25 protein-coding genes are annotated in these 21,953 nt (G+C 66.8%); 17 read left to right on the top strand and 8 right to left on the bottom strand.

The features are described from left to right. Positions 1–365, top strand: a 365-nt coding sequence (locus GRX31_RS16990) for a hypothetical protein (RefSeq protein ID WP_160853835.1), incomplete at its 5' end; no start/stop codon positions are given. Between the two features lie 27 nt (positions 366–392). On the opposite strand, the gene GRX31_RS31190 is transcribed toward GRX31_RS16990, so the two are convergent. The 4 genes from GRX31_RS31190 to GRX31_RS16975 all read right to left on the bottom strand — a co-directional run bounded on the left by GRX31_RS31190 (position 393) and on the right by GRX31_RS16975 (position 2,979). Further along, positions 393–554 carry a hypothetical protein gene (locus GRX31_RS31190; protein ID WP_442874086.1) on the bottom strand — a complete coding sequence of 54 codons (162 nt, stop codon included), beginning with the start codon at positions 552–554 and terminating at the stop codon, positions 393–395. A gap of 6 nt (positions 555–560) precedes the next feature. Continuing rightward, positions 561–1,265 (bottom strand): SDR family oxidoreductase, encoded by a 705-nt coding sequence (locus tag GRX31_RS16985; protein ID WP_016446383.1) that lies wholly within the window; start codon positions 1,263–1,265, stop codon positions 561–563. A gap of 33 nt (positions 1,266–1,298) precedes the next feature. Then, positions 1,299–2,300 (bottom strand): NADP-dependent oxidoreductase, encoded by a 1,002-nt coding sequence (locus GRX31_RS16980; protein ID WP_160853833.1) that lies wholly within the window; start codon positions 2,298–2,300, stop codon positions 1,299–1,301. 73 nt (positions 2,301–2,373) lie between these two features. Further along, positions 2,374–2,979: a TetR/AcrR family transcriptional regulator gene (locus tag GRX31_RS16975; RefSeq protein WP_034366735.1), complete on the bottom strand. Its 606-nt coding sequence runs from the start codon at positions 2,977–2,979 to the stop codon at positions 2,374–2,376. Positions 2,980–3,049: 70 nt separating this feature from the next. Here GRX31_RS16975 and GRX31_RS16970 point away from each other — a divergent pair, with 70 nt between their 5' ends. The 4 genes from GRX31_RS16970 (at position 3,050) to GRX31_RS16955 (ending at position 6,824) form a co-directional block, all read left to right on the top strand. Beyond that, a complete protein-coding gene (locus GRX31_RS16970) occupies positions 3,050–4,360 on the top strand; it encodes a flavin-dependent oxidoreductase (protein ID WP_160853831.1) in 1,311 nt (436 codons plus the stop codon). A gap of 98 nt (positions 4,361–4,458) precedes the next feature. Further along, entirely contained in the window at positions 4,459–5,361 is a 903-nt protein-coding gene (locus GRX31_RS16965) for a glutamate ABC transporter substrate-binding protein (RefSeq protein WP_160853829.1), read from the top strand. A gap of 3 nt (positions 5,362–5,364) precedes the next feature. Next, positions 5,365–6,027, top strand: a complete 663-nt coding sequence (locus tag GRX31_RS16960) for an amino acid ABC transporter permease (protein WP_046238349.1) — start codon at positions 5,365–5,367, stop codon at positions 6,025–6,027. Beyond that, complete coding sequence (locus tag GRX31_RS16955) at positions 6,024–6,824, top strand: amino acid ABC transporter permease (RefSeq protein WP_133074060.1); 801 nt, start codon at positions 6,024–6,026, stop codon at positions 6,822–6,824. The genes GRX31_RS16960 and GRX31_RS16955 overlap by 4 nt, the downstream gene beginning before the upstream one ends. A gap of 19 nt (positions 6,825–6,843) precedes the next feature. On the opposite strand, the gene GRX31_RS16950 is transcribed toward GRX31_RS16955, so the two are convergent. Continuing rightward, positions 6,844–7,080, bottom strand: coding sequence for a hypothetical protein (locus GRX31_RS16950; protein ID WP_016446390.1), 237 nt, complete (start codon positions 7,078–7,080; stop codon positions 6,844–6,846). Positions 7,081–7,254: 174 nt separating this feature from the next. Between GRX31_RS16950 and GRX31_RS16945 the strand changes: the two genes are divergently transcribed. After that, positions 7,255–8,637, top strand: coding sequence for an aminotransferase-like domain-containing protein (locus GRX31_RS16945; RefSeq protein WP_061289484.1), 1,383 nt, complete (start codon positions 7,255–7,257; stop codon positions 8,635–8,637). Here the strand turns inward: GRX31_RS16945 and GRX31_RS16940 are convergent. Then, positions 8,618–10,120, bottom strand: coding sequence for an MFS transporter (locus GRX31_RS16940; protein ID WP_160853827.1), 1,503 nt, complete (start codon positions 10,118–10,120; stop codon positions 8,618–8,620). The genes GRX31_RS16945 and GRX31_RS16940 overlap by 20 nt on opposite strands. A gap of 128 nt (positions 10,121–10,248) precedes the next feature. Here GRX31_RS16940 and GRX31_RS16935 point away from each other — a divergent pair, with 128 nt between their 5' ends. From GRX31_RS16935 to GRX31_RS16915, 5 genes are all read left to right on the top strand, one after another. After that, the gene (locus tag GRX31_RS16935) at positions 10,249–11,151 is read left to right on the top strand and encodes a LysR family transcriptional regulator (protein WP_160853825.1); all 903 of its coding nucleotides are present in this window, start codon (positions 10,249–10,251) and stop codon (positions 11,149–11,151) included. A gap of 149 nt (positions 11,152–11,300) precedes the next feature. Beyond that, positions 11,301–11,774 carry a BLUF domain-containing protein gene (locus tag GRX31_RS16930; protein WP_223275322.1) on the top strand — a complete coding sequence of 158 codons (474 nt, stop codon included), beginning with the start codon at positions 11,301–11,303 and terminating at the stop codon, positions 11,772–11,774. A 60-nt stretch (positions 11,775–11,834) separates the two neighbouring features. Further along, positions 11,835–13,619 (top strand): putative bifunctional diguanylate cyclase/phosphodiesterase, encoded by a 1,785-nt coding sequence (locus GRX31_RS16925; RefSeq protein WP_126312958.1) that lies wholly within the window; start codon positions 11,835–11,837, stop codon positions 13,617–13,619. A gap of 177 nt (positions 13,620–13,796) precedes the next feature. Further along, positions 13,797–14,204 (top strand): PRC-barrel domain-containing protein, encoded by a 408-nt coding sequence (locus GRX31_RS16920; protein WP_016446396.1) that lies wholly within the window; start codon positions 13,797–13,799, stop codon positions 14,202–14,204. A gap of 120 nt (positions 14,205–14,324) precedes the next feature. Further along, positions 14,325–14,699, top strand: a complete 375-nt coding sequence (locus GRX31_RS16915) for a c-type cytochrome (protein WP_016446397.1) — start codon at positions 14,325–14,327, stop codon at positions 14,697–14,699. Between the two features lie 2 nt (positions 14,700–14,701). Here GRX31_RS16915 and GRX31_RS16910 read toward each other — a convergent pair whose 3' ends face one another. Further along, positions 14,702–15,637 (bottom strand): LysR substrate-binding domain-containing protein, encoded by a 936-nt coding sequence (locus GRX31_RS16910; protein ID WP_160853837.1) that lies wholly within the window; start codon positions 15,635–15,637, stop codon positions 14,702–14,704. Positions 15,638–15,726: 89 nt separating this feature from the next. On the opposite strand from GRX31_RS16910, the gene GRX31_RS16905 reads away from it, so the two are divergent. Next, on the top strand, positions 15,727–17,097 hold the full coding sequence (locus GRX31_RS16905) for an MFS transporter (protein ID WP_160853823.1): 1,371 nt from the start codon (positions 15,727–15,729) through the stop codon (positions 17,095–17,097). Continuing rightward, a complete protein-coding gene (locus GRX31_RS16900; RefSeq protein WP_016451462.1) occupies positions 17,094–17,732 on the top strand; it encodes a LysE family translocator in 639 nt (212 codons plus the stop codon). The genes GRX31_RS16905 and GRX31_RS16900 overlap by 4 nt, the downstream gene beginning before the upstream one ends. Before the next feature lie 43 nt (positions 17,733–17,775). Here GRX31_RS16900 and GRX31_RS16895 read toward each other — a convergent pair whose 3' ends face one another. Further along, on the bottom strand, positions 17,776–18,669 hold the full coding sequence (locus tag GRX31_RS16895) for a LysR family transcriptional regulator (RefSeq protein ID WP_016446401.1): 894 nt from the start codon (positions 18,667–18,669) through the stop codon (positions 17,776–17,778). Between the two features lie 133 nt (positions 18,670–18,802). Between GRX31_RS16895 and GRX31_RS16890 the strand changes: the two genes are divergently transcribed. The 4 genes from GRX31_RS16890 to GRX31_RS16875 all read left to right on the top strand — a co-directional run bounded on the left by GRX31_RS16890 (position 18,803) and on the right by GRX31_RS16875 (position 21,948). After that, a complete protein-coding gene (locus GRX31_RS16890; RefSeq protein WP_061289477.1) occupies positions 18,803–19,657 on the top strand; it encodes an amidohydrolase family protein in 855 nt (284 codons plus the stop codon). A gap of 77 nt (positions 19,658–19,734) precedes the next feature. Then, positions 19,735–20,739 (top strand): Bug family tripartite tricarboxylate transporter substrate binding protein, encoded by a 1,005-nt coding sequence (locus GRX31_RS16885; RefSeq protein WP_160853821.1) that lies wholly within the window; start codon positions 19,735–19,737, stop codon positions 20,737–20,739. Between the two features lie 11 nt (positions 20,740–20,750). Then, on the top strand, positions 20,751–21,269 hold the full coding sequence (locus tag GRX31_RS16880) for a carboxymuconolactone decarboxylase family protein (protein ID WP_016451460.1): 519 nt from the start codon (positions 20,751–20,753) through the stop codon (positions 21,267–21,269). A 4-nt stretch (positions 21,270–21,273) separates the two neighbouring features. After that, positions 21,274–21,948, top strand: coding sequence for a hypothetical protein (locus GRX31_RS16875; RefSeq protein ID WP_160853819.1), 675 nt, complete (start codon positions 21,274–21,276; stop codon positions 21,946–21,948). Positions 21,949–21,953 lie beyond the last annotated feature (5 nt).

The following is a 21,953-nucleotide window of genomic DNA, read 5'->3' as shown; positions in this document are numbered from 1 at the left end:
CCGCCCAGCCCTCCCCCACCACGGACAGCCACAGCACCCGGCAGCTGTCCAATGCCCTCACCCAGGTGGACCATCTCGTGCAGCAAGGCTGTGCAGAGATCTCCTCCATCGCCCAGCTGGCCCTTGCATGGCTGGAGACGCCCAAGGGCCATCGCCACCTGGACGTGGTGGCCCGCGCCCTGCAAAGCATCCGCGACAGCGCCGAGACGCTGGCCGACTACGCCGGCACCGAGGCCCAGGCCATGGGCTGCGGGTTCGAAGACGCGGCCGAGATGCGCCGCGCCGAAGCGGCCGAGGCGGCTGCCCGGGCCATGGCGCAACTGCTTGAGCGCCGGCCGGCGCCCGGGCTGGACGGCAGCAGCTGACGCGCCAGCGCGCCAGTCAGCCTGCGTTCAGCCCCCACTCAGCGCCGTACTCAGCACCACAGTCAGCCCTGCGTTGCACTGGCCGCAGATTCCCAGGCACACGCCCGGGGAGAGCACGGCGATCTGCCATGGCGCGCACTTCATGGCCCGGCCTGTGTTGATGGTCCGGCCACGGGCTGCGGCGGTCATCCAGGCTCAGGCGCCCTGCGGCAGATAGCTTGGCCGGGCCGCCGTCATGCCGCGCTTGACCTGCTGGGTGAGCTCGTCGGCCAGCACTTCATCGAGCCCGGCCTCCAGTCCGTCCAGCGCGCGGCTGACGATGTCCTCGGGGCTGGACTTCGGTGCGTCAAGCCCGCGCGTGAGGTCGGTATCGACATAGGCCATGTGCAGGCCCAGCACCTGTGTCTTCTGCCCTGCAAGCTCGCTGCGCAGGGCGTTGGTGAGCGACCAGGCGGCCGACTTGCTGGCCGAGTAGGCGGCCAGTTCGCCGCCATTGACCCAGGAGGCCACCGACAGCACATTGAGCAAGGCCCCGCCGCCGTTGGCCTTGAGAACCGGCGCAAAGGCCTGGCTCATGCGCAGCACGGCGAAGAAGTTGGTCTCGAAGATGCGCCTGGCGACCTCTTCGCTGTCGGGCGCGAGAAAGCCGCCGGGCTGCGCGATGCCGGCGTTGTTGATCACCAGCGTGACGTCCGACGCCTGCGCTGCGGCGGCGGCGACGTCCTGCGGGCGGTTCACGTCCAGCTGCAGGGCATGCACGCCGGGCTGGGTGACGGTGGCGGGGTCGCGCGCGCCGGCGTAGACCTTGCGGGCGCCACGGGCAAGCAGCTCGCGTGCGAAAGCCAGGCCGATGCCGCGATTGGCACCGGTGACGAGAACAACAGCGTTTTCAATTTTCATGGAGCACTCCAGGGGTGGGGGGGGAAAACAGATTCAACGGATCTTGATGACGACCTTGCCCTTTGCGTGGCCGCCTTCGGCATAGGCAAGGGCCTCGTTGGTGGACTCGAATGCGAAGACCTTGTCCACGACCGGGCGGATGGCGCCCGCCTCGATGAGGCGGGTGATCTCGCGCAGCTGGCCGCCGTCGGCCTTCATGAAGACAAAGGAGTAGTCGATGCCACGGCTTCGCGCCCGGCGCCTGATGCCGGAGCTGAGCAGCCGCATCACCAGCCGCACGAATGCGGGCGCCGCGATGTTTCTGCCAAACGCGGGATCGGGTGGGCCGGAGATGGAGACCAGCTTGGCGCCGCCCTTGAGCACGCGCAGGGATTTGCCAAGCGCCTTGCCGTCCTGGCTGTTGAGCACCACGTCGTAGTCGTGCAGGACGTCCTCGAAGTCCTGCGTGCGGTAGTCGATGACGACATCCGCGCCCAGGCCCCTGACCAGCTCGAAGTTGGCCGCGCTCGTCGTGGTGGCCACAGCGGCGCCCAGGTGCCGGGCCAGCTGGATGGCGAACGTGCCCACGCCGCCGGAGCCGGCCTGGATGAAGACCTTCTGCCCCCTGGCCAGCCGGGCCGTCTCGACCAGGACCTGCCAGGCCGTCAGGCCCACCAGGGGAATGGAGGCGGCCTCTTCCATCGTGAGCCCCTTGGGTTTTGGCGCCAGCGACGACTCCCTGACCGGCACGAACTCCGCGAACGTGCCGATCCGGAAATCGTCCGTGCGTGCATAGACCTCGTCACCGGGCTTGAACTGCCGCACGCGCGGGCCGGCCTTGACCACCACGCCGGCCACGTCGTGGCCCAGGATCAGGGGCAGGCGATAGGGCAGGATGAGCTTGAATTGCCCATCCTTGATCTTGGAGTCCAGCTGGTTCACGCCTGCGGCATGGACCTGGACCAGGACTTCGTCGTCACGCAGCTGCGGCTCGGGTACGTCTGCCAGCTGCAAGGCGCGGTTCGCTCCATAGCTTTCCAGAACAAATGCCTTCATGGTCTTCCTTTATATGATGATCATCATATGTAACGGCAAAAAAAATCCTGGCACATGCACTGGGCATGCGCCATCACTGGTTGGCTGGCGCCAGGTGCTTGAGTGCTGCCTCGCGCAGGCTGTCGGACAGGGCCGGATCATCCACCGCCCGAGCCAGCAGCAGGCTGCCGACCATGGTGGACAAGGTGACGAGAGCGCGCTCGTGGGCACCGGGCTGTCCCCAGTCCGGTGATTGGCGGGCGATGAGATCGACCATTTCCTTGATGTGGCCCGTGGCCACGCGGCGCACCTCCGGCGCCTGGCGCGAGGTCTCGGAACCCAGGGCCGCCAGGGGGCAGCCCAACTCGGCGCGCTGGACATGTTCCTTGGAAAGATAGGCGGCCAGCATGGCCTGCAGCGCCATGCCGGGCGGCGCCTTGGCCACCACGTCGGCGACGGCGGCACAGGACTCCGCGCAGGCCTTGCCCGCCGCTTCCGCCAGCATGGCATCGCGCGAGGCGAAGTGGGCGTAGAAGGCGCCATGCGTCAGGCCCGCCTCCTTCATGATGTCCGCCACCCCGGTGCCGCCATAGCCGCTGCGGCGGATGGCACGCGCCGCCACGGAGACGATGCGCTCATGCGTGGCCTCCTTGGCGGAAGCCCGGGCGCTGGAATTTGTGTTTCGCATGATGATCATCATACATTGTTTGCGCCATGCACGCGCCGCAGATGGGACATCCGCCCGCAGCCATTGCATGGACAATCCCGGCATGTCTGCTGCTGCTTCACACCACAATCCATCCCGCCCCGTGCTCATTGCCGGCGGCGGCATCGGTGGCATGGCCACTGCCCTCACGCTGCACCAGATCGGCGTGCCCTGCATCGTGTTCGAGTCGGTGGCGCAGCTGCAGCCGCTGGGCGTGGGCATCAACCTGCAGCCGAACGCGGTGCGGGAGCTGCATGACCTGGGTTTCAGCAACGATGTGCTGGACACCATCGGCCTGCAGGCCCGGGAATGGGCGCTGGTCGGGCGCAACGGCAACGAGGTGTATGCCGAGCCGCGCGGGCTGCAGGCCGGCTACCGCTGGCCGCAGTACGCGGTGCACCGCGGGCAGCTGCAGATGATGCTGTTCAACGCCGTCAGGCAGCGCCTGGGCGACGACGCCGTGCAGCTGGGCCGGCGCGTGGTGGGCTACCGGCAGGATGCCGAGGGCGTGACCGCCCTCATCGACACCCGCGATGGCCAGCGGCTGGAGGTGCAGGGCTCGCTGCTGGTGGCGGCCGATGGCCTGCACTCGGCCGTGCGCGCGCAGATGCACCCCACGCAGCCGCCCATACAGTGGGGCGGCGCCATCATGTGGCGCGGCACCACGCCCGGGGTGCCGGTGCGCACCGGCGCGTCCTTCGTGGGCGTGGGCTCGCTGCGCCATCGCGTGGTGCTGTACCCCATCACGCCGCCGGACCCCGTCACGGGCCTGGCCACCATCAACTGGATCGCCGAGATCACGGTGGACAACCAGGGCGGCTGGCGGCAGGGCGACTGGAACCGGCGCGTGGCGCTGGAGGAATTCATCCACCACTTCGACGGCTGGGACTACGGCTGGCTGGACGTGCCGGCCATGCTGCGCGGCGCCACGGATGTCTTCGAGTACCCCATGATCGACCGCGACCCCGTGCCCACCTGGGTGGACGGCCGCGTGGCCTTGCTGGGCGATGCGGCGCATGTGATGTACCCGGTGGGCTCCAACGGCGCCAGCCAGGCCATCGTGGACGCGCGCGTGCTGGGTGCGCAGTTCCTTGCCCACGGCGTGGGCCCGCAGGCGCTGCGCGCCTATGAGGACAGGCTGTGCAAGGACCTCTCGGCGCTGGTGCTGCGCAACCGGGGGGCCGGCCCCTTCGGCCTGCTGGGGCTGGTGGACGAGCGCTGCGGCGGCGTCTTCGACCATATCGACGAGGTGCTGCCACGCGAGGAGCGCGAGGGCTTCATGGCCCGATACAAGGCCGCTGCCGGCTTTGCGATCGAGACGCTCAACGCCGCGCCCCCCACCATTGCGCCGGGGCAGCGCGTGGCCGGGGCCTGAGCCCTTGTGCGGCGGCAAGGGCCGCGAGTCGCCATAATCGGCCCTTGCCCCTGGCAGCCATCCCCAGATTTACATCACAGACCCAGCAGGAAGACCCCATGCCGATCCAATCCATTCTGAAATCCACCGTGGTGGCACTGGCGATCGTGGGCAGCGGTTCGCTCTTTGCGCAGGGCGCGCCCCTGAACACAGCGGCGTTCGACGCCCTGATTGCGCAAGGCCCCGTCGCCGACGCCGCGACCATCGCATCGAGCACCTGGGCCAGCAAGATCAAGCAGACCGGCACGCTGCGCCTGGGCAGCACCCAGACCTCCAATCTGTTTTCCCTGCTCAACGAGAAGGACGGCAAGATCCGCGGCTTCGACGCAGGCCTGGCCCAACTGCTCACGCGCTACATCCTGGGCGATGCCTCCAAGTACCAGTTCGCGCAGGTCACCTCGTCCACGCGCGAGCAGGTGCTGATCAACAACCAGGCGGACATGGTGATTGCCACCTACTCCATCACCCCTGCCCGTGCCGAGAAGATCTCGTTTGCCGGCCCCTACTACACCTCGCAGGCCGGGGTGCTGGTCAAGGCAAGCAACAAGACCGTGCAGTCGTACAGCGATCTGGGCGGCAAGAAGGTCGCCACGCAGGCCGGCTCCACGGGGCCTGCCATCCTGGCGCAGCACGCGCCCAAGGCGGTCGTGCAGGAGTTCCAGACGCACCAGGAAGCGCTGGACTCTCTGCGCCAGGGCCGCGTGGACGCCTATGTGACCGACTACACCCTGCTGCTCAACACCCTGAGCCTGGGCACCGGCGACGCGCGGCTGGCGGGCGCGCCCTTCGGCACGCAGGATTCCTATGGCATCGGCCTGCCCAAGGGCTCGGACGGCGTGGCCTTCATCAATGCCTTCCTGAAGAAAATCGAAGCCGACGGCACCTGGGCCAAGCTGTGGACCATCTCCATCGGCCAGCGCACCGGCAGCACGGCCGTTCCCACGCCGCCCGCCCTGCCCTGAGCGATGGGTGACGTCTCCAGACTCCTCGCCGACCACGGGCCTGCCTTCTGGCAGGCCCTCTTGCTGACCTGGAAGCTCACCGCGTTCTCGTTCCTGCCCGGCTTCCTGCTGGGCGTGGTCGTCACGGTGCTCAGGTTGCTTCCGCTGCCGCCGCTGCGCTTCGTGCTGACGGGCTACGTCGAGATCTTCCGCAACATCCCCAGCGTGGCGCTGCTGATCTTCATCGTGTTCGCGCTGCCCGATCTCAACGTCGTGATCGACTATGAGCCCAGCGTGGTCCTGGCCCTGGCGCTGGTGTGTTCCGCGTTCACGGCGGACTATCTGCGCGCGGGCATCAACACCATCGCCGGCAGCCAGATCGAGGCCGCGCTCAGCCTGGGCATGCGGCCCATGCAGATCATCTCGGCCGTGGTGCTGCCGCAGGCGCTGCGCTCGGTGGTGCAGCCGATGACGTCGCTGCTCATTGCGCTGATGCTGTCCACCTCGCTGGCATCCCAGGTGCCGCTGGCGGGCCGGGAACTCACCTCGCTCGTGTCCAAGATCGCCAACGACTCCGCTGCCGGCATGGCCGCCTTCGCCGTGGCCGCCGCGATGTACGTGGCCACCGGATTGCTGATCGCCTGGGCGGGCGCCATCCTGGAAAAGAAGCTGCGGATACTGCGATGAGCCGTTCTCTGGAAGACATTCTGTTTGGCGCACCCAGCCCGCAGGCCCGGCGGGTCACGCAGGTGGCCAGCCTGATCGCGGCGGCCCTGCTGCTGGCGCTGGCCGCGGGCATCGCGCTGCGCTTTCATTCGGCAGGCCAGCTCGAGGCCCGGTTCTGGGAATTCTTCGCCTGGCCCACCACCTGGGCCTTTCTGGCCAAGGGCCTGCTCGGCACGCTGGCATCGTCGGCCATGGCCGCCGTGATTGCGCTGGCCCTGGGGCTGGTGCTGCTGGCGGGGCGCCTGGCGCGGCCCCGCATCGTGCGCTGGCCCAGCGTCGCCGTCATCGAATTCCTGCGCGGCACGCCCACGCTGCTGCTGATCTATGTCTGCTTTCTGGTGCTGCCCGCCGCCGGCATCAAGCTGAGCACCTACTGGATGCTGACCCTGCCCATAGGCCTGAGCACCGCCGCCGTGGTGGCCGAGGTCTACCGCGCGGGCGTGCTTGCCGTGCCACGCGGCCAGACCGATGCCGCGCGAAGCCTGGGACTGACCGAGGTCCAGGTCTTCCGGTTCGTCGTCTTCCCCCAGGCGGTGCGCTTCATCGTGCCGGCGCTGGTCGCGCAACTGGTCATCGTGGTCAAGGACACCACCTTCGGCTACATCGTCACCTACGGCGAGCTCATGCAGAACGCCAAGGTGCTCATTGCCAACTACCACGCGCTGGTGCCCGTGTACCTTGTGGTGGCGGTGCTCTACTGCCTTGTGAACTACGCGATATCAAGGGCGAGCAGGCGGCTGAACCGGCCCGTGCACTGAGGCCCGCCAGTGCCTGCCTTCAGGGAAGGCTCAGATCCATGCCGAGCATCCTGGCAAGGCCGAAGGTGAAGGCCAGCACGCACAGCAGCAGCAGCGTGAAGACGGCAGCGATCTTGCCGCCCGCAATGAGCAGCTCGCGCCTGTCCGCCCCCTTCTTCTTGCCTTGGTCGTAATGCCACTTGATGGCGAAGAACATGGCCGTGCCGAACACGAGCGCCTTGAACGTGACGAAGACTACGGGGATCCAATCGATCATTTTGAGAACTTCCAGCCAATGACTTGGCACTGTCCACGGTGGGGAGCCCCCCTCCCGGACATGAGAGGCAGAGCGTCAGCGACGGCCATGCAAGCACGGTGCTGCCACACCTTGTGGCGCATACTACCCAAAAGCAATTTCCATACATGGACCCAAACATCGCTGCTGAAAACCATGCAAGATGACTCTTTGCCAAGCTGGCTGCCGCGCCTGGCCGTGCAGCGCGGCCCCCGTTTTCTGCAGATTGCGGATGCCTTGCAGGCAGCGGTGGCGGACGGATCGCTGAAACCGGGTGACCGCCTGCCTCCGCAGCGCCTGCTGGCAGCGCAGCTGGATGTGGACCTGACGACCATCACCCGCGCCTACGACGAGGCCCGGCGGCGCCACCTGCTGGAGGGACGCGGCGCGCGAGGCACCTATGTCGCGGCGCCGAAGGTCGAATGGAGCTCGGTGCTCGACCTGAGCATGAACACCCCGCCGCCGCCCGAGGGCGTGGACTTCGACGACATGCTCAAACAGGGCTTGTCGCAGGTATTGATGAGGGCCGATGCCCAGCTGCTGATGACCTACCACCTGGGCGGGGGCAGCGATTCCGACCGCAAGGCCGCAGCCCAATGGCTGGAGCCGATGTTTGGAAGTCTGGATGACAGGCAGATCGTTGTCTGCCCCGGGGCGCAGGCGGCGATCGCCGCCCTGATTCTTGCGCTGACCGCGCCGGGCGACGTGATCCTGGCGGAGCCCGCCAGCTATCCCGGCCTGCGTGCCGCAGCGGCCCAGTTCGGCCGGCGCATCCTGGCGGTGCAGGCGGACAGGCAGGGGATGGTGCCGGAGATGCTGGAGCGGGCCTGCCGCGAGCACAGGCCGGCGCTGGTCTACCTCAATCCGACACTGCAGAACCCGACCGCCATCACCATGTCGGAAGGCCGGCGCAAGCAGCTGGCCAGCGTAGCCAGGCGCTGCCAGGTGCGCATCGTCGAGGACGACCCCTACTGGCTGCTGGCCGACGCCCCGCCGCCGCCCATTGCCGCATTCGCCCCGCAGCAGGTGTACTACATCTCGACCCTGTCCAAATGCCTGACGCCCGGCCTGCGCGTGGCCTTCGTGCTCATGCGCGACCCGCATGAACGCCAGCGCTTCCTGGTGGCGCTCAGGTCCTTTGCGCTGATGGCCACTCCGGTGACGGCCGCGCTGGCCACGCAGTGGATCCTCGATGGTTCGGCCGGGCAATTGATGGACGGCGTGCGCAAGGAGGCGCGCCTGCGCCACCGGATGGCCAGGGACATCCTGGCGGGGCGGTACAGCGGCGCCGGAGACGGCCTGCATGTATGGCTGGAGCTGCCGGGGTACTGGACTAGCGCCCAGCTGGCACGTGCCGCCGACAGCGAGGGCATCGCCGTCACGCCCGCGCAGGCATTCGCCACCGGCAGCGAATCCGTGAATGCCATCCGCATCTCCCTGGGCAGCATCAAGGACCGTGGACGCCTGCACGCCGGTCTTCAACGGCTGTCCCATCTGCTTGCACGGCTGCCGGAGTCGTTCAGCGCTGCCGTGGTGTAGCCGCGGCGGTCGCGGGAGCGCGGCTTGCGGCCGCAGCCGCAGCCGCAGCCGCAATCGCAGCCGCAATCGCAATCGCGAGCGCAGCCACGACCAGCACTGCCGCGACTGCGAACGTGATCCGCATCGCGTGGGCAATGGCCCCGGGATGCGCCGCGGCGATGTCGGCCGTCCCTGACGCGAACGCGAACACCATCCCCATCACGGATGCCCCGGTGACGAGCCCGAGGTTGCGCGACAGCCCGAGCATGCCCGACATCACGCCACGCTGGTCCACAGCGACATCGGCCATGACGGCCGTGTTGTTGGCGGCCTGGAACAGCTGGTAGCCAGGGGTCAGGACGGCGATGGCGGCAACGTAGCCCGCAACACCGAACATCGCCGCAAGCACGGACAGGGCGAATGCGCCCGCCGCCATGGCGATGAGTCCGGCGATGACCATGGGGGCAGCGCCCAGGCGATCGACGACACGGCCGGCCGGGACACCGCTCAGGATGGCGATGAACGGGCCCACCGACATCACGAGCCCGACCGTGGTTTCGTCAAGCCCGAGCCCGCGAGACAGATAGAACGGCCCGACCACCAGCGTCGCCATCATCACCGTCGAGACGAGCGCATTCATGGCCAGGCTCGCGCTGAAGCCCGGATCGCGGAACCGCTCCAATCGGATCAATGGCGATGCGGCTGCCGCCTGGGCCCTCGCGAAGAGCACGACGCCGAAGGCCGCGGCCGACAGCAAAGCCCCGTTGAGCGAACCGAAGCTTGCGCGCCCCAGCGTCATGGCGAGTGCATAGGCCACAAGCGTCAGAGCGAGCAGCAAGGTGCCCAGGTGGTCGAAGCGCGCCCGATCCGCCTGCGCCCCTTGGCGATGCACGGGCAGGTATCGATGCGCGAGAAGGAATGTCAGGACGCCCAGCGGCAGGTTGATGAGGAAGATGGCCCGCCAGCCGGGTCCGGCGATCAGATATCCGCCGAGTGCTGGACCGAGGGTGGTGCCCATCGCGGACATCGTTCCGAGCAGGCCCATCGCGCTACCGGTCCTCGCCTTCGGAACCGTCTCGGCGACCAGCGCCATGGAGAGGGCCATCATGATGGCCGCGCCCAGGCCCTGCACCGCCCGGGCGGCAATCAGCAGCCAGAGATTGGGAGCCAGGCCGCAAAGGACCGAGGCCAGCGTGAACAGGACGATGCCGGCCAGCAGCAGCCTTCGGCGGCCCAGGACATCGCCAAGCCGGCCGGCGCTGACGGTCAGGGCGGTGATGGCCAGCAGATAGGCCAGGACGATCCACTGGACCTGCTGGAAGGACGCGTTGAACGCCTGCGCGAAGGTGGGCAATCCCACGTTGGCGATGCTGGTGCCCAGCGAGGACAGCAGCATGGACAGCGAAAGGCTGGCCAGCACCCACCGGACCGGCGGCCCCTGTTGCGCACTGCCGGCCCCTGCCCCACCTGTTCCGGCACCGATCGGTTTCGACGTGGACTTCATCTTTGGCGACTCCCATATTCAAGTTCTCAGGAGCCTAGTGCCGTGCCTGGCATGGCGGAAGGCGCACTGCTCTCACTTTATTCATGCGTTTGACGCCATGTCACTACCCGCTGTGCTACGGTCAATCCATGCCGAAGCCCGATCTCAACCTGCTTGTCACCCTGGATGTGCTCCTTGCGGAGGGAAACGTTGCGCGCGCGGCCCAGCGGTTGCGGCTGAGCCCGTCGGCAATGAGCCGGGCGCTGGCGCGGCTGCGTGAGACCACCGGCGATCCGCTGCTGGTCAGGGCCGGGCGGGGTCTCGTTCCCACACCGCGAGCGCTTGAGCTGCGCGAGCGGGTCAGCCAGCTGGTGCAGGACACGGAAGCTGTTCTGCGCCCTGCCGGGCAGCCCGACCTCGGACAACTGGTGCGCACGTTCACGCTGCGCACCAGCGAAGGCTTCGTGGAGAATTTCGGACCGGACCTCATTGCCCGCGTGGGCCAGCAAGCGCCCGGCGTACGGCTTTGCTTCGTGCAAAAGACCAACAAGGACAGCGGCCCGCTTCGCGACGGGACGGTCGACCTGGAGACCGGCGTTGTCGCAAGCACGATAGGTCCGGAGGTGCGCGCGCAGGCGCTGTTCCGAGACCGTTTCATCGGCGTCGTGCGCCAGGGCCATCCGCTGAGCCAGGGCGAGATCACACCCGCGCGCTATGCGAGCGGCAGGCATATCCTGGTGTCCCGGCGGGGGCAGGAAAAGGGGCCCATTGATGAAGCCTTGAATGCGCTCGGCCTGCAGCGGCAGATCGTCGCGACCGTCGGCGGCTTTTCCACCGCGCTGGCCCTGGCCCGCGCCAGCGACCTGATCGCCAGCGTTCCCGAACGGCACACCGGCAACCTGCGCGCGCAAATGCACAGCTTCCCCCTTCCGGTCTCCATGCCGCAGATCACGGTTTCATTGCTCTGGCATCCCAGGCTGCATGCCGATGCTGCGCACCGCTGGCTGCGCGGGTGCGTACGGGAGATTTGCGCAAAGGCTGATTCGCCATGAGCGCCCGCAGCCAGCGGGCTGCCATCGCCGCTCCCATGCACCCATGCAGATACCCATGCAGATGGGCCAGCCCATCTGCAGACCAAGGCTGACCAGCGCCAGATGCAGCAGGCGCTGGAGGCTGGGATGGTTACATATGCAACAACGGGTTGCACACCTACGTGGACCGTCCCGCGCAGGCCATACCATCGCCGGCCTACAACACAGAAAGGCGCGAGGTTATGCAGGAGAGTTCTCTGGAGTGCTTCCTCTATCACAGTCAGTTGGCACCAGGGGCCGACACCACCTGCATCGCGGGCATCATCAAGACCGCACGCTCGTTCAACGGGTCGGCCGGGATCACGGGCATGCTGGTTTTCGACGGGGAACGTTTCTTTCAGTATGTCGAAGGGCCGGCACGGCAATTGGGTTTGCTGGTGGAGTCCATCTCGCGCGACGAAAGACATATCAACTTCACGCCGATGTTCCCGCAAACGCGCATTGATCAAAGGCGTTTCGCCAAGTGGTCCATGGCCTATGTGATTGTGGAAGATACAGAACATCTGGGCACGATTTCCAAGCTTGAAGGCCCTGGTGCGCTGGCCAAATTGCAGGAGCTGTTGCCGCTGCTGGATGTTCAGTAATTCCTTCGGCCAAAGCGGAGCGGGATTTTCATGATGTGGGTTCACTGAGGCAGGAAATCGATGCTCACCCGTTGGACTACCGAATCCGAGAAAGAGCAACTGCTCGGACTTCAGACCGCTGAAATCCTGGACATGACCGCCAGACGGGAATTTCAGCGCATCACCCAGCTGACCAGCCAGATGTTCATGGTGCCGATTGCCATCATCACGGTTCTGGACGAGCACAGGCAATGGTTCAAGGCGCCCGTAGGTGTGGACATGGACGGCAGCCTGCGCACGGACGCCTTCTGCGACCACACCATCAGAAACGAAGGAATCATGGTGATTCCTGACACGCACCTTGACCGCAGGTTCTCAGGCAATGCGCTGGTAACCGGCCAACCGAACATCAGGTTCTATGCCGGCGTTCCCCTGATCATGAAATCCGGCCATGCCATCGGCAGCCTGTGCATCATCGATACCCGACCCAGAACCTTCTCTGAAGAGCAAGGCCGGCAACTGGCCGCCATGGCTGCGATAGTGCAGGCTCAGATCCAATACCATCACAGCATTGGAAAAGTGGACGAGGTCACGGGCTTGCACAATCGCTCGCAGCTCCAGTGCGACCTGAACAGCCTTTGCATTGTGGCCCCGCAGGAGGCACGCAGCCTGGTATTGATGGAAGCGATCAACCATTGCAGCCTGCTGGAAATGAGCAATGCGCTGGGCTTGAACTATGTCGAGCAGCTCCTGCGTGACATTGCGAAGGCCGTCACGGACATGACGGGGCCGCACGCAACCGTGTACCACGTGGGCTTGGCCAGGTTTGCCTGGATCATCAGCGCGGGCAGGCAAGAAGATGAAGAGGCCCTGGTCAGGCAATTGCTGAAACACCTGCAAAAGCCCATCACCAGTGCCGATCTCCGGTTCGAACTTCAGCCCCGGGCAGGCGTGGTGCGGTTCCGCCTGGCCCAGGCCGAGGTCGATGATGTCATTCGCAAGGCCATGGTGTCCGTGCAGCAGGCTGGCCACAACCATCGGTCACTTCACCGCTATGAGGAGAACGAGGACAGCCGCCAGCGAAGATCCTATCGGCTATTGCGGGACTTTGGGCATGCGCTGGACAAGGGGCAGCTGCGGCTGGTGTACCAGCCCAAATTCGACAACCGCAGTTTCAGCTGCAAGGGGCTGGAGGCGCTCATCCGCTGGAAGCACCCGGAAATGGGGGAAATCCCGCCCAGCGAATTCATCCCCCTGGTGGAAGCCACGCCGTTGATCCATGGCCTGACGCGGTTCGTGATCAAAACGGCGCTGGCGCAGGTTGCGGCCTGGAAAGCGGAAAGTCTCGACCTCCAGGTCTCCATCAATGTCTCGCCGCGCAATCTGGACGAGGTCGATTTTCCGGACTACCTCAACGCCATGTGCAGTCAATATGGCGTTGCCCTGGAAAATATCGTGATCGAGTGCACCGAAAGCGATGTGCTGACAGGCCACGGCACGGTCCAGGCGCTTCAGCACATCAGAAAACTCGGAATCCAGGTCGCACTGGATGATTTTGGTGCCGCCTACTCCAATCTTGCGTCACTCAAGAATCTGCCTGCCGAGATATTGAAGATAGACCGCTCCATGGTCTGCGACGTCGATACCAATGAACGGGCGCTGGCCGTGCTCAAATCCATCATGACCATGGCCTCGGACCTTGGCTACCGCCTTGTGGCAGAAGGCGTTGACAGCGCCGAAGTCTTCGATCTGCTGGTTTCGCTGGGGTTCGATGAGATACAGGGCTACTATTTCAGCAGGCCCATGGAGGCATCGGAAATCAGGAAATTCGTCGAAGAGCGCAATCGATACGCACAGGGGAAATGAAGGGCCTTGGCCATGGCATGCCGGGCGCAGGCGCAGGCAATTGGCGGGACGACTGTAGGCAGTCTCCTCACCGTGGCGCTGGATCGGCTGACATGGCTTTGCTTGGTTTTCCGATCTCGCCGCTGCCGGGCTGCACTCCTAATGAGGGCTTCAAATTTTGTTTTCCAGGAGTTCTCTATGACAGGTCTCAAGACGCTGAAGATGGGTTTGATCGCAACCGCGCTGATCGCAGCCACGGCCTCGACCAGCTGGGCACAGCCCGTGGCGGGCACCACCACCTTGGGCGTGGCGGCCACCGAAGTCCAGGCCGTGGCCACGGGCTGGAGCCTGAAGAAGTCCGTGCTGGGCAAGAGCGTCTACAACGAGGAAGGCAAGGCCGTGGGCAAGATCGACGACGTGATCGTCGCACCCGACAAGGCGGTCTCCTACGCCATCGTCGGCGCCGGCGGCTTCCTGGGCATGGGCAAGCATGACGTGGCCATTCCGGTGAACCAGTTCCGCGTGGAAAACAACAAGATCACGCTGCCCGGCGCCACCAAGGACGCGCTGAAGGCGCTGCCCAAATTCGAGTACGCCAAGAAATAAGCCGGGCGCGCGCCCTGCTTCTTTGACAAGCCCTGCGTTGCAGGGCTTTTTCGTGGGCGGCCGTGCAGGACCATATGATCGCGGCGGATCAGATTCATACCAAAAAATATCCGCGAGTCAATGAAAACAATCGTCGCCGTATCCTTGGGAATATCGCTGTGCATTCAGGCATTGCCCTGCCTTGCAGACAACAGCAATGGAAAGCAGCTCTACCTGTCCAGATGCGCCATGTGCCACGGGGCAGACGCCAAGGGTACGGGCCCGCTGGCCAACAAGAGCAATCCACCCACCCCCGACCTGGCGACCGCCGCGTTCAGAAAAAGGCTCCATGACTATCCGGGCGTGATCGTCTCGTCCGTCATTCTTCGCCCCAATGGCGACCTGATTCCCAGGACCTTGCGGGAAAACGGGGTGAAGGTGCCGCCCCATGCCTGGACCGTGAAGGATTTCCGCGACCTCAATGAATACTTCAGTGGCCTGGTTGCGAAGAAGTAGCCCTATATATCGAGTTTCTGCGCACGCATATGCTCGCGCACCGCATCGACCAGGATGCTGGCCAGCCGGTCCACGGGCGCTGGCGCATCGAGCGTGGCACGGCCCAGGATCAGATCCATGGACGGCAGGGCCGGCAGGCCCAGGGCCTGCGCATCCAGCGGCTTGACGTGCGCGGGCAGGCCGAACGGCGTGCGCACGGACAGGCCCAGGCCTGCAGCCGTGGCGGCCCAGACGGCGGACAGGCTGGCACTGTTGAAGGCATGGCGCCAGGCCATGCCCTTCTTGTCCAGCGCAGCCGTCACGATGTCCCGCAAGGGGCAAGGCGCATCGAGCATGGCCAGGGGCAGCACGTCGTCGTCCTGCGCTGCACCACTGCGCCAGCGTGCCCAGCCGGCGTCGGCCGCGTCCATGGATGCCGGGCCAATCCACTGGAGCGGCAGCCGCATGATGTGCTCCCCATGCACGCACGCGTGGTTCACGCCCGCATCCCATAGCAGGGCCAGGTCGAATTGCCCGAGGGCGATGCGCTCGCGCAGTTCATCGCTGCGGGCCACGCTGGCTTCGATGCGCACATGGGGATGGGCGCGCGCGAACTGCCCCAGCACATGGGGCAGCACGCTTTCGCCCAGGTCCTCCTGCAGGCCCAGGCGCACCAGGCCCCGCAGTTCGCTGCCGCGCACGGCCGCCACGGCGCGGTCGTTGAGTTCGAGCAGGCGCAGCGCGTAGCCGCGCAGGGTTTCTCCGGCCTCCGTCAGCACCAGCCCCCGGCCGTACTTGCGCAGCAAGGGCGTGCCGCATTGGGATTCCAGCTTCTTGAGCTGGGCGCTGACGGCCGAGGTGGAGCGGCCGAGCTTGTCCGCGGCGCGGGCGAAACTGCCCAGTTCGACGCCGGTGCAAAACGTGCGCAGCACATCCAGGTCATAGAGCACACGTGTCATTGCCAAGCCTTCATCGTGCTGAAAAACTGGATTGTAGATACGAAATTATGTGATTTTCAGGATGGTTGGGGCTGACCATACTGCCGGCCATGACCTCTTCTCCTGCCGGCCACAGCGCCAATCCCAGCCCCTTGGCTTCCCCCCGCCCGCCCCGCCACCGATGGAAGGTGCTGGCCGCTGGCGTCATCGCCAACGCCGCGTTTTCCGTGGCTTTCAGCGGCATCCCCATGACGGCCATCCTCATGCGTTCGGGCTACCAGCTGGACACGCAGACGCTGGGCCTGGCGCTGGGGCTGATGGGCCTGGGCATTGCGCTCAGCGAACTGCCCTGGGGCCTGCTGACGGACCGCTGGGGCGACCGGCCGGTGCTGCTGCTGGGCCTGTGCGGCACGGCCTTGGCCCTGGCGGCGATGGCGCTCTGGGCCTCGCCATCGCCGGACCATATCCCTTCGTTCGGCCTGCTGGCCGGCGGGCTGGTGCTGGTGGGGCTGCTGGGCGGCAGCGTCAACGGTGCCAGTGGCCGGGCCGTCATGGGCTGGTTTGCCGAAGGCGAGCGCGGCCTGGCCATGAGCATCCGCCAGACCGCCGTGCCCTTGGGCGGCGCCATTGGCGCCCCCTTGCTGACCGGCCTGGCCACGCATGCAGGCTTTGCCGCCGTCTATGGCGTGCTGGCGGCGCTGTGCCTGGCGGCGGCGGTGTTTGCAGCGCTGTGGATTCAGGAGCCATCGCATGCCCCGGCCTCAGGCAAGGCCGCTGCGCCAGGCCGGGCCGGGCCATCTGCGCCAGGGCCCCTGCGCGATCGGCAAGCCTGGCGCATGGCCGCCGGCATCGGCATCCTGTGCGCCCCGCAGTTCGCCGTGCTCTCGTTCGGAACGGTGTTTCTGCATGACCATGCCCACCTGGGGCTGGGCGTGGCGGCGGCCGTCATGTCGGTCGTGCAGCTCGCCTCCATGGCCCTGCGCATCTGCAGCGGCCGCTGGACTGACAGGCGCCAGAACCGCCCGGCCTTTCTGCGCGCCTGCTGCCAGCTCACCCTGGCGTTGTTCGCGGGCATGGCGGCCCTGAGCTGGAGCAGCCATCCGGGCGCATCGGCAGTGTCGCCCGCCATGGGCCTGGTGCTGATGGTGATGCTGGGCGTGTGCGGTATCTGCGTGTCCGCCTGGCACGGCGTTGCCTACACGCAGCTGGCCGGGCTGGCCGGCGCGGCCCGCGCGGGCACGGCGCTGGGCATGGCCAATACCTCGGTGTTCGCGGTGTGCTTCCTCGTGCCGCTGGCCATTCCGCACTTGCTGTCGGCCCAGGGCTGGGGGCTGGTCTGGGCCTGCGCGGCGGCCTGCGCGGGCTGGGCCATGCATCTGTTTGCACGGGCCGGGGCGGCCGGCAACCCCGGGGCCACGCAGGGGGCGTTATTGAACGAGAATACCGGCTGTCTTCCCACGGCCTCCTCGCACCGACCATGACCATCGCCCACTGGCTTGTTTTCTGCGGCGTCTCGCTGCTGATGTGCTTCACTCCCGGCCCGGCAGTGCTGCTGGCCATCTCCAACTCGGTGGACGTGGGCGCCAGGCGAACGGCCCTGAGTTCGCTGGGCAGCTCGGTGGGCATCTTCGTGGTCTCCGGGCTGGCCATGATCGGCATGGGCACCATTCTCAGCATGTCGGCCCACGCATTTCTGGTCATGAAGGTGGCAGGCGCCATGTACCTGATCTGGCTGGGCGTCAAGCGCTGGCGCAGCAAGGACGCGCTGCTGGGCAGCGACGCCGGCCTGGCGCCTGCCCACCGGCGTGAACGCGGGAACTGGCAGTTGGTGGCGCAGGGCCTGGGCGTGTCGCTGACCAATCCCAAGGCCATCCTGTTCTTCTCCGCGCTGTTCCCGCAATTCGTCATCCCGGGCGAGCCGCTGCTCACGCAGTACCTGGTGCTGACCACCACGTTCGCGGTGTGCGCCCTGATCTCGCACGCCTGCTATGTGCTGCTGATCTCCATGATCAAGGGCCACGTGCTGGCGCACGCCAGGCTGTTCAACCGCATCGTGGGCGGCACCTTCATCGCGCTGGGCCTGGGATTGCTCAGGACGCGGCACAAGCTGGGCTGAGTGCGGGCCAGGGCTTCGCACTGGCCGTTCAACAGCTGTCGGATCAACCCGGCAAGCCCAGCCGCTCGCTCACCACCCGCTTGATCAGCTGCTCTGCAAAGCGCGTGACGCGGGTGGACGGGCGTGCGCGCGGAATGGCCAGCACCAGGCGGTTGCGCACGACGGGCGAGATGATCTGCGCGATCGACAGCTGCGAAGGCGAGGCCGTGCCCTGGATGGCGCTCAGCGGCAGCACGGAGTCGCCCATGCCCCGGGCCACCAGCGAGAGCACGGTGTGCACGGAATCGACCTCGGCCAGCATGTGCAGCGGCACGCCGCGCGGCACGGTGTAGCTCTCCAGCAGCTTGCGCAGCGCGTTGGGGCCGCGCGCCATGACGAGCTTGCGCTGGGACAGCGCCGCCATGCGGACCTTGGCGGGCAGCGCATGCCTGCTGACCAGCACCAGCGGCTCGCGCAGCAGGGTCTCCGTGGTGATCTGCGGCGAGTGCGGGGGATCGAACAGCAGGGCCATGTCCACGCGCCCGGCGATCAGCCATTCGCGCAGGCTGATGCTCAGGTTCTCCTCGATGGAGATGGTGACGTCGGGGTACTGCTGCAAAAAGCCCTGCACCAGGTCTGCGGCGATGGAGCGCGCCACCCAGGGCGGCAGGCCGATGCTGATGCGCCCGCGCGGGCTGCGCAGCCGGTCCTGCATGTCCGATTCGGCCTGCGCGGCCAGCGCAAAGATGCCGGCCGCATGCTGCAGCAGCGCCTGGCCCGGCTCGGTCAGCACCACGCCGCGCCCGGTGCGCTCCAGCAGCCGCTGTCCCAGCTCCCCCTCCAGCAACAGCACCTGTCGGCTGAGGGCCGGTTGCGACAAATGCAGGGCGGCGGCGGCGCGGCTGAAGCTGCCGGCCTCGGCCACCGCAGCGAAATAGCTCAGGCGCGTCAGGTCCATGGTTCTCCTTGGCAAGGGCTTTCAGCATGCTTTTGGCTGATAGCAGGTATCAGCCAAGTCTATGCCTCATTCGCGGCAAGCCCGCCCACAATCGCCACAAGCCTTCGCTGTCGCTGCCTTGTTGCAAAGCCCCATGCCTGAACTCACCTACGCCCTGTCCCCCTCCAAGCCCGCGCTGCAGCTGCCTGCGGGCGCTTGCGATACCCATGTGCATGTGTTCGGTCCCGGCACCCAGTTTCCGTATGCGGCCGGGCGCAGCTTCACCCCGGCGGACGCGGGCAAGCACACGCTGTTTGCACTGCACCGCCACCTGGGCGTGTCGCGCTGCGTGATCGTGCAGTCCGCCTGCCATGGCCTGGACAACAGTGCGGTGCAGGACGCGATTGCCGCCGGTGGCGGCAACTACCTGGGCGTGGCGCTGGTGGCCGCCGATGTGTCCGATGGCGAGCTGGCGCGGCTGGCGGGTGCGGGGTTCCGGGGCGTGCGCTTCAACTTCATGCGGCACCTGGCCGGCGCCCGCATTGAAGACGTTCTGGCGCTGACCCCGCGCCTGGCCGCGGCCGGACTGCATCTGCAGGTGCATTTCGAAAGCAGCCTGGTGCATACGGTGGGCCGGCAGTTGCAAGCCAGTGCCGTGCCCGTGGTGATCGACCACATGGGGCGCGTGGATGCGCGCCTGGGCGCAGGGCATGCAGATTTCCAGGCGCTGATGCAGCTGCTGGCCGACCAGCCGCAGTTCCACGTCAAGGTCAGCGGCGTGGACCGCATCGACAGCCAGCCGCCCTATGCCCAGGGCAAGCCGCTGGCGCGCCTGCTGGTGGAGCGCTTTCCCACGCAGTGCCTGTGGGGCACGGACTGGCCCCACCCCAACCACACGCACGTGCCCGACGACGGCCTGCTGGTCGATGCGCTGGCCGACATCGCGCCCACGCCAGCGCTGCGGCAGGCCCTGCTGGTGGACAACCCGCAGCGGCTGTACCGGTTCTGAGGACCGCACACGGCGCCTGTCGCCTGTGGCTCATCGCCGGTCGCCCTGCCCACAGATACCCATAAAAGGAGACATCCATGACAAGCATCCCTTCCACCCGCCGCAGGCGCTGCCTGTCCATGGCGCTGGCGGCCCTGGCGCCCCTCGCTGCCCTGGTTTGCGCCGCATGGCCCGCGCTTGCGCCCGCGCAGCCGCAGATGACGCGCATCGTCGTGGCCTTTCCGCCGGGCGGCCCGGTGGACTTCGTGGCGCGCACGCTGGCCGAGCAGTTGGGCAAGGAGCTGGGCAGCATCGTCGTGGTCGAGAACAAGGCCGGTGCCAACGGCGCCATTGCGGCCGAATACGTATCGCGCGCACAGCCGGACACGCGCACGCTGTGGCTGACCAGCGTGGGCGCCGTGGCCATCAACCCGGCGCTGTACCCCAAGCTCGGCTACAAGCCGGCCACCGACCTCGCACCGGTGTCGCTGGTGGTCAGCAACGTGGAGATGCTGGTGGTCAACGCCAAGGCGCCCTACGGCAACGGCGCGCAGTTCGTGGCAGCCGCACGCCAGGCCCGTACACCGCTGACCATGGCCTCGTCCGGCACGGGCAGCGTGCCGCACCTGGCCATGGAATTGCTCAAAGAGCATGCGGGCATCCAGCTCGCCCACATTCCCTACAAGGGCGCCGCGCCCGCCATCACGGATGTGGTGGCGGGCCATGTCGATGGTTTCTTTGGCGACATTCCCGGGCTGATCGGACAGATCTCCGCCGGCAAGCTCAAGCCCGTTGCCATTGCCGCCAGCCGGCGCCACCCGCGCTTTCCCGAGGTCAGGACCTTTGCCGAGATCGGCATCACCGGCGTGGATTCGGACAACTGGTACGCCCTGTTCGCCCCCAAGGGCACGCCAGCGGCCGAGACCGAAAAAATGAGCCAGGCCGTGCAGCGGGCGCTGAACACGCCCTCGGTCAAAAGCCGCCTGGAAGCCGCTGGCACCGAAGTCGTGGGCAGCACGCCGGCCGAGCTGGCCAGGGCGCTGCAGGCCGACACCCTCAAATGGAGCCGCGTGGTACGCGCCAACGGCATCACCCCCGACTGAAGCGAGCCCCCATGAGAATCCAACCCGTACTCCCCGGAACCCGCCCCGAACTGGCGGCTGTGGAATCGCGCATCCTGGCCGAACGCGGCCGCATTTCCGAGCTGTACCAGGTGCTGCTCAACAGCCCACCCATCGCCCACGGATGGGAGCAGATGCTGTCGGCCGTACGCAATCGCAGCAGCCTGGATGCAGGGCTGCGCGAGCTGGTCATCCTGCGCGTGGCCGTGCTCAACGGCGCGCCCTATGAATTCAATGCCCATGTACCCCATGCCCACAAGGCGGGCAAGAGCGATGCGGCCATCGAGGCGACCCGCAGCATCCCCTGCGCCGCGGATGCGCCGTGGACCGAGCAAGAGCACCTTGCCATCCGCCTGACCGATGCCATGACGCGCGACATCACCGTCGCCGACGCGCTGTTCGCCCAGGTGCAGGCCCGCTTCAGCGCGCAGGAACAGGTGGACCTGGTGGCCACCATCGCGGCCTACAACATGGTCTCGCGCTTTCTCACCGCATTCCATATCGGGCACTGAAGGCATGGCTGATTCCCGCATACCTGCCGACTGCCTGCTGCTGCAATGGACGATGGCAGCGCCCTGCCTGGCAAGCGCCAAGGCATTCGCAAGAAGCGCCTACGGTCCTGCGTTTGGCGACGCCCTCACCCAGGCGGCAGGCCTGGGCGTGCGCCTGACCGTCCAGCGATTCGCCTGGTCGGCCAGCACGGGGCGCATCTACGTCTATGTGGAGCTGCCGGGCCGCATCGGCGTCTCGCGGCCTGCAGTGCTTGCCGTGCAGGCGGCGGCGCAGGCCATGCTGCCGGCCGCATCAAACCTTGCGGCGTCCAGGCTGACGCTGGCCTTCGACCGGCCCGGCGCCTCGCACGGGCAGCAGCGCCATGCCCACTACACGGTGGAGATGGACCCGGCCGAAGGCTGGGCGCCCGAGATCTTTCGCTGGTACGACGAAGAACACATGCCGGGCTTGGCCGCCGTGCAGGGCAACATCCATTCACGCCGCTACCTGAACCACGACGGCGGCCCGCTGTCCCTGGCCTGCTATGACCTGCAAAACCCCGAGGTGCTGGGCTGCCCGGCCTGGCTGCAGGTGCGCGCCACGGCCTGGAGCGACATCACGCGGCCGCATTTCACGCACACCGTGCGCACCATGTTCGCGACCGTGGACGCGGGGGATGCGGCCTGGCCGCCCTATTGAGCGCC

This window comes from Delftia sp. CH05, assembly GCF_009827015.1.
Classification (GTDB): domain Bacteria; phylum Pseudomonadota; class Gammaproteobacteria; order Burkholderiales; family Burkholderiaceae_C; genus Comamonas; species Comamonas tsuruhatensis.
This window is presented reverse-complemented; position numbering and strand designations above follow the sequence as displayed.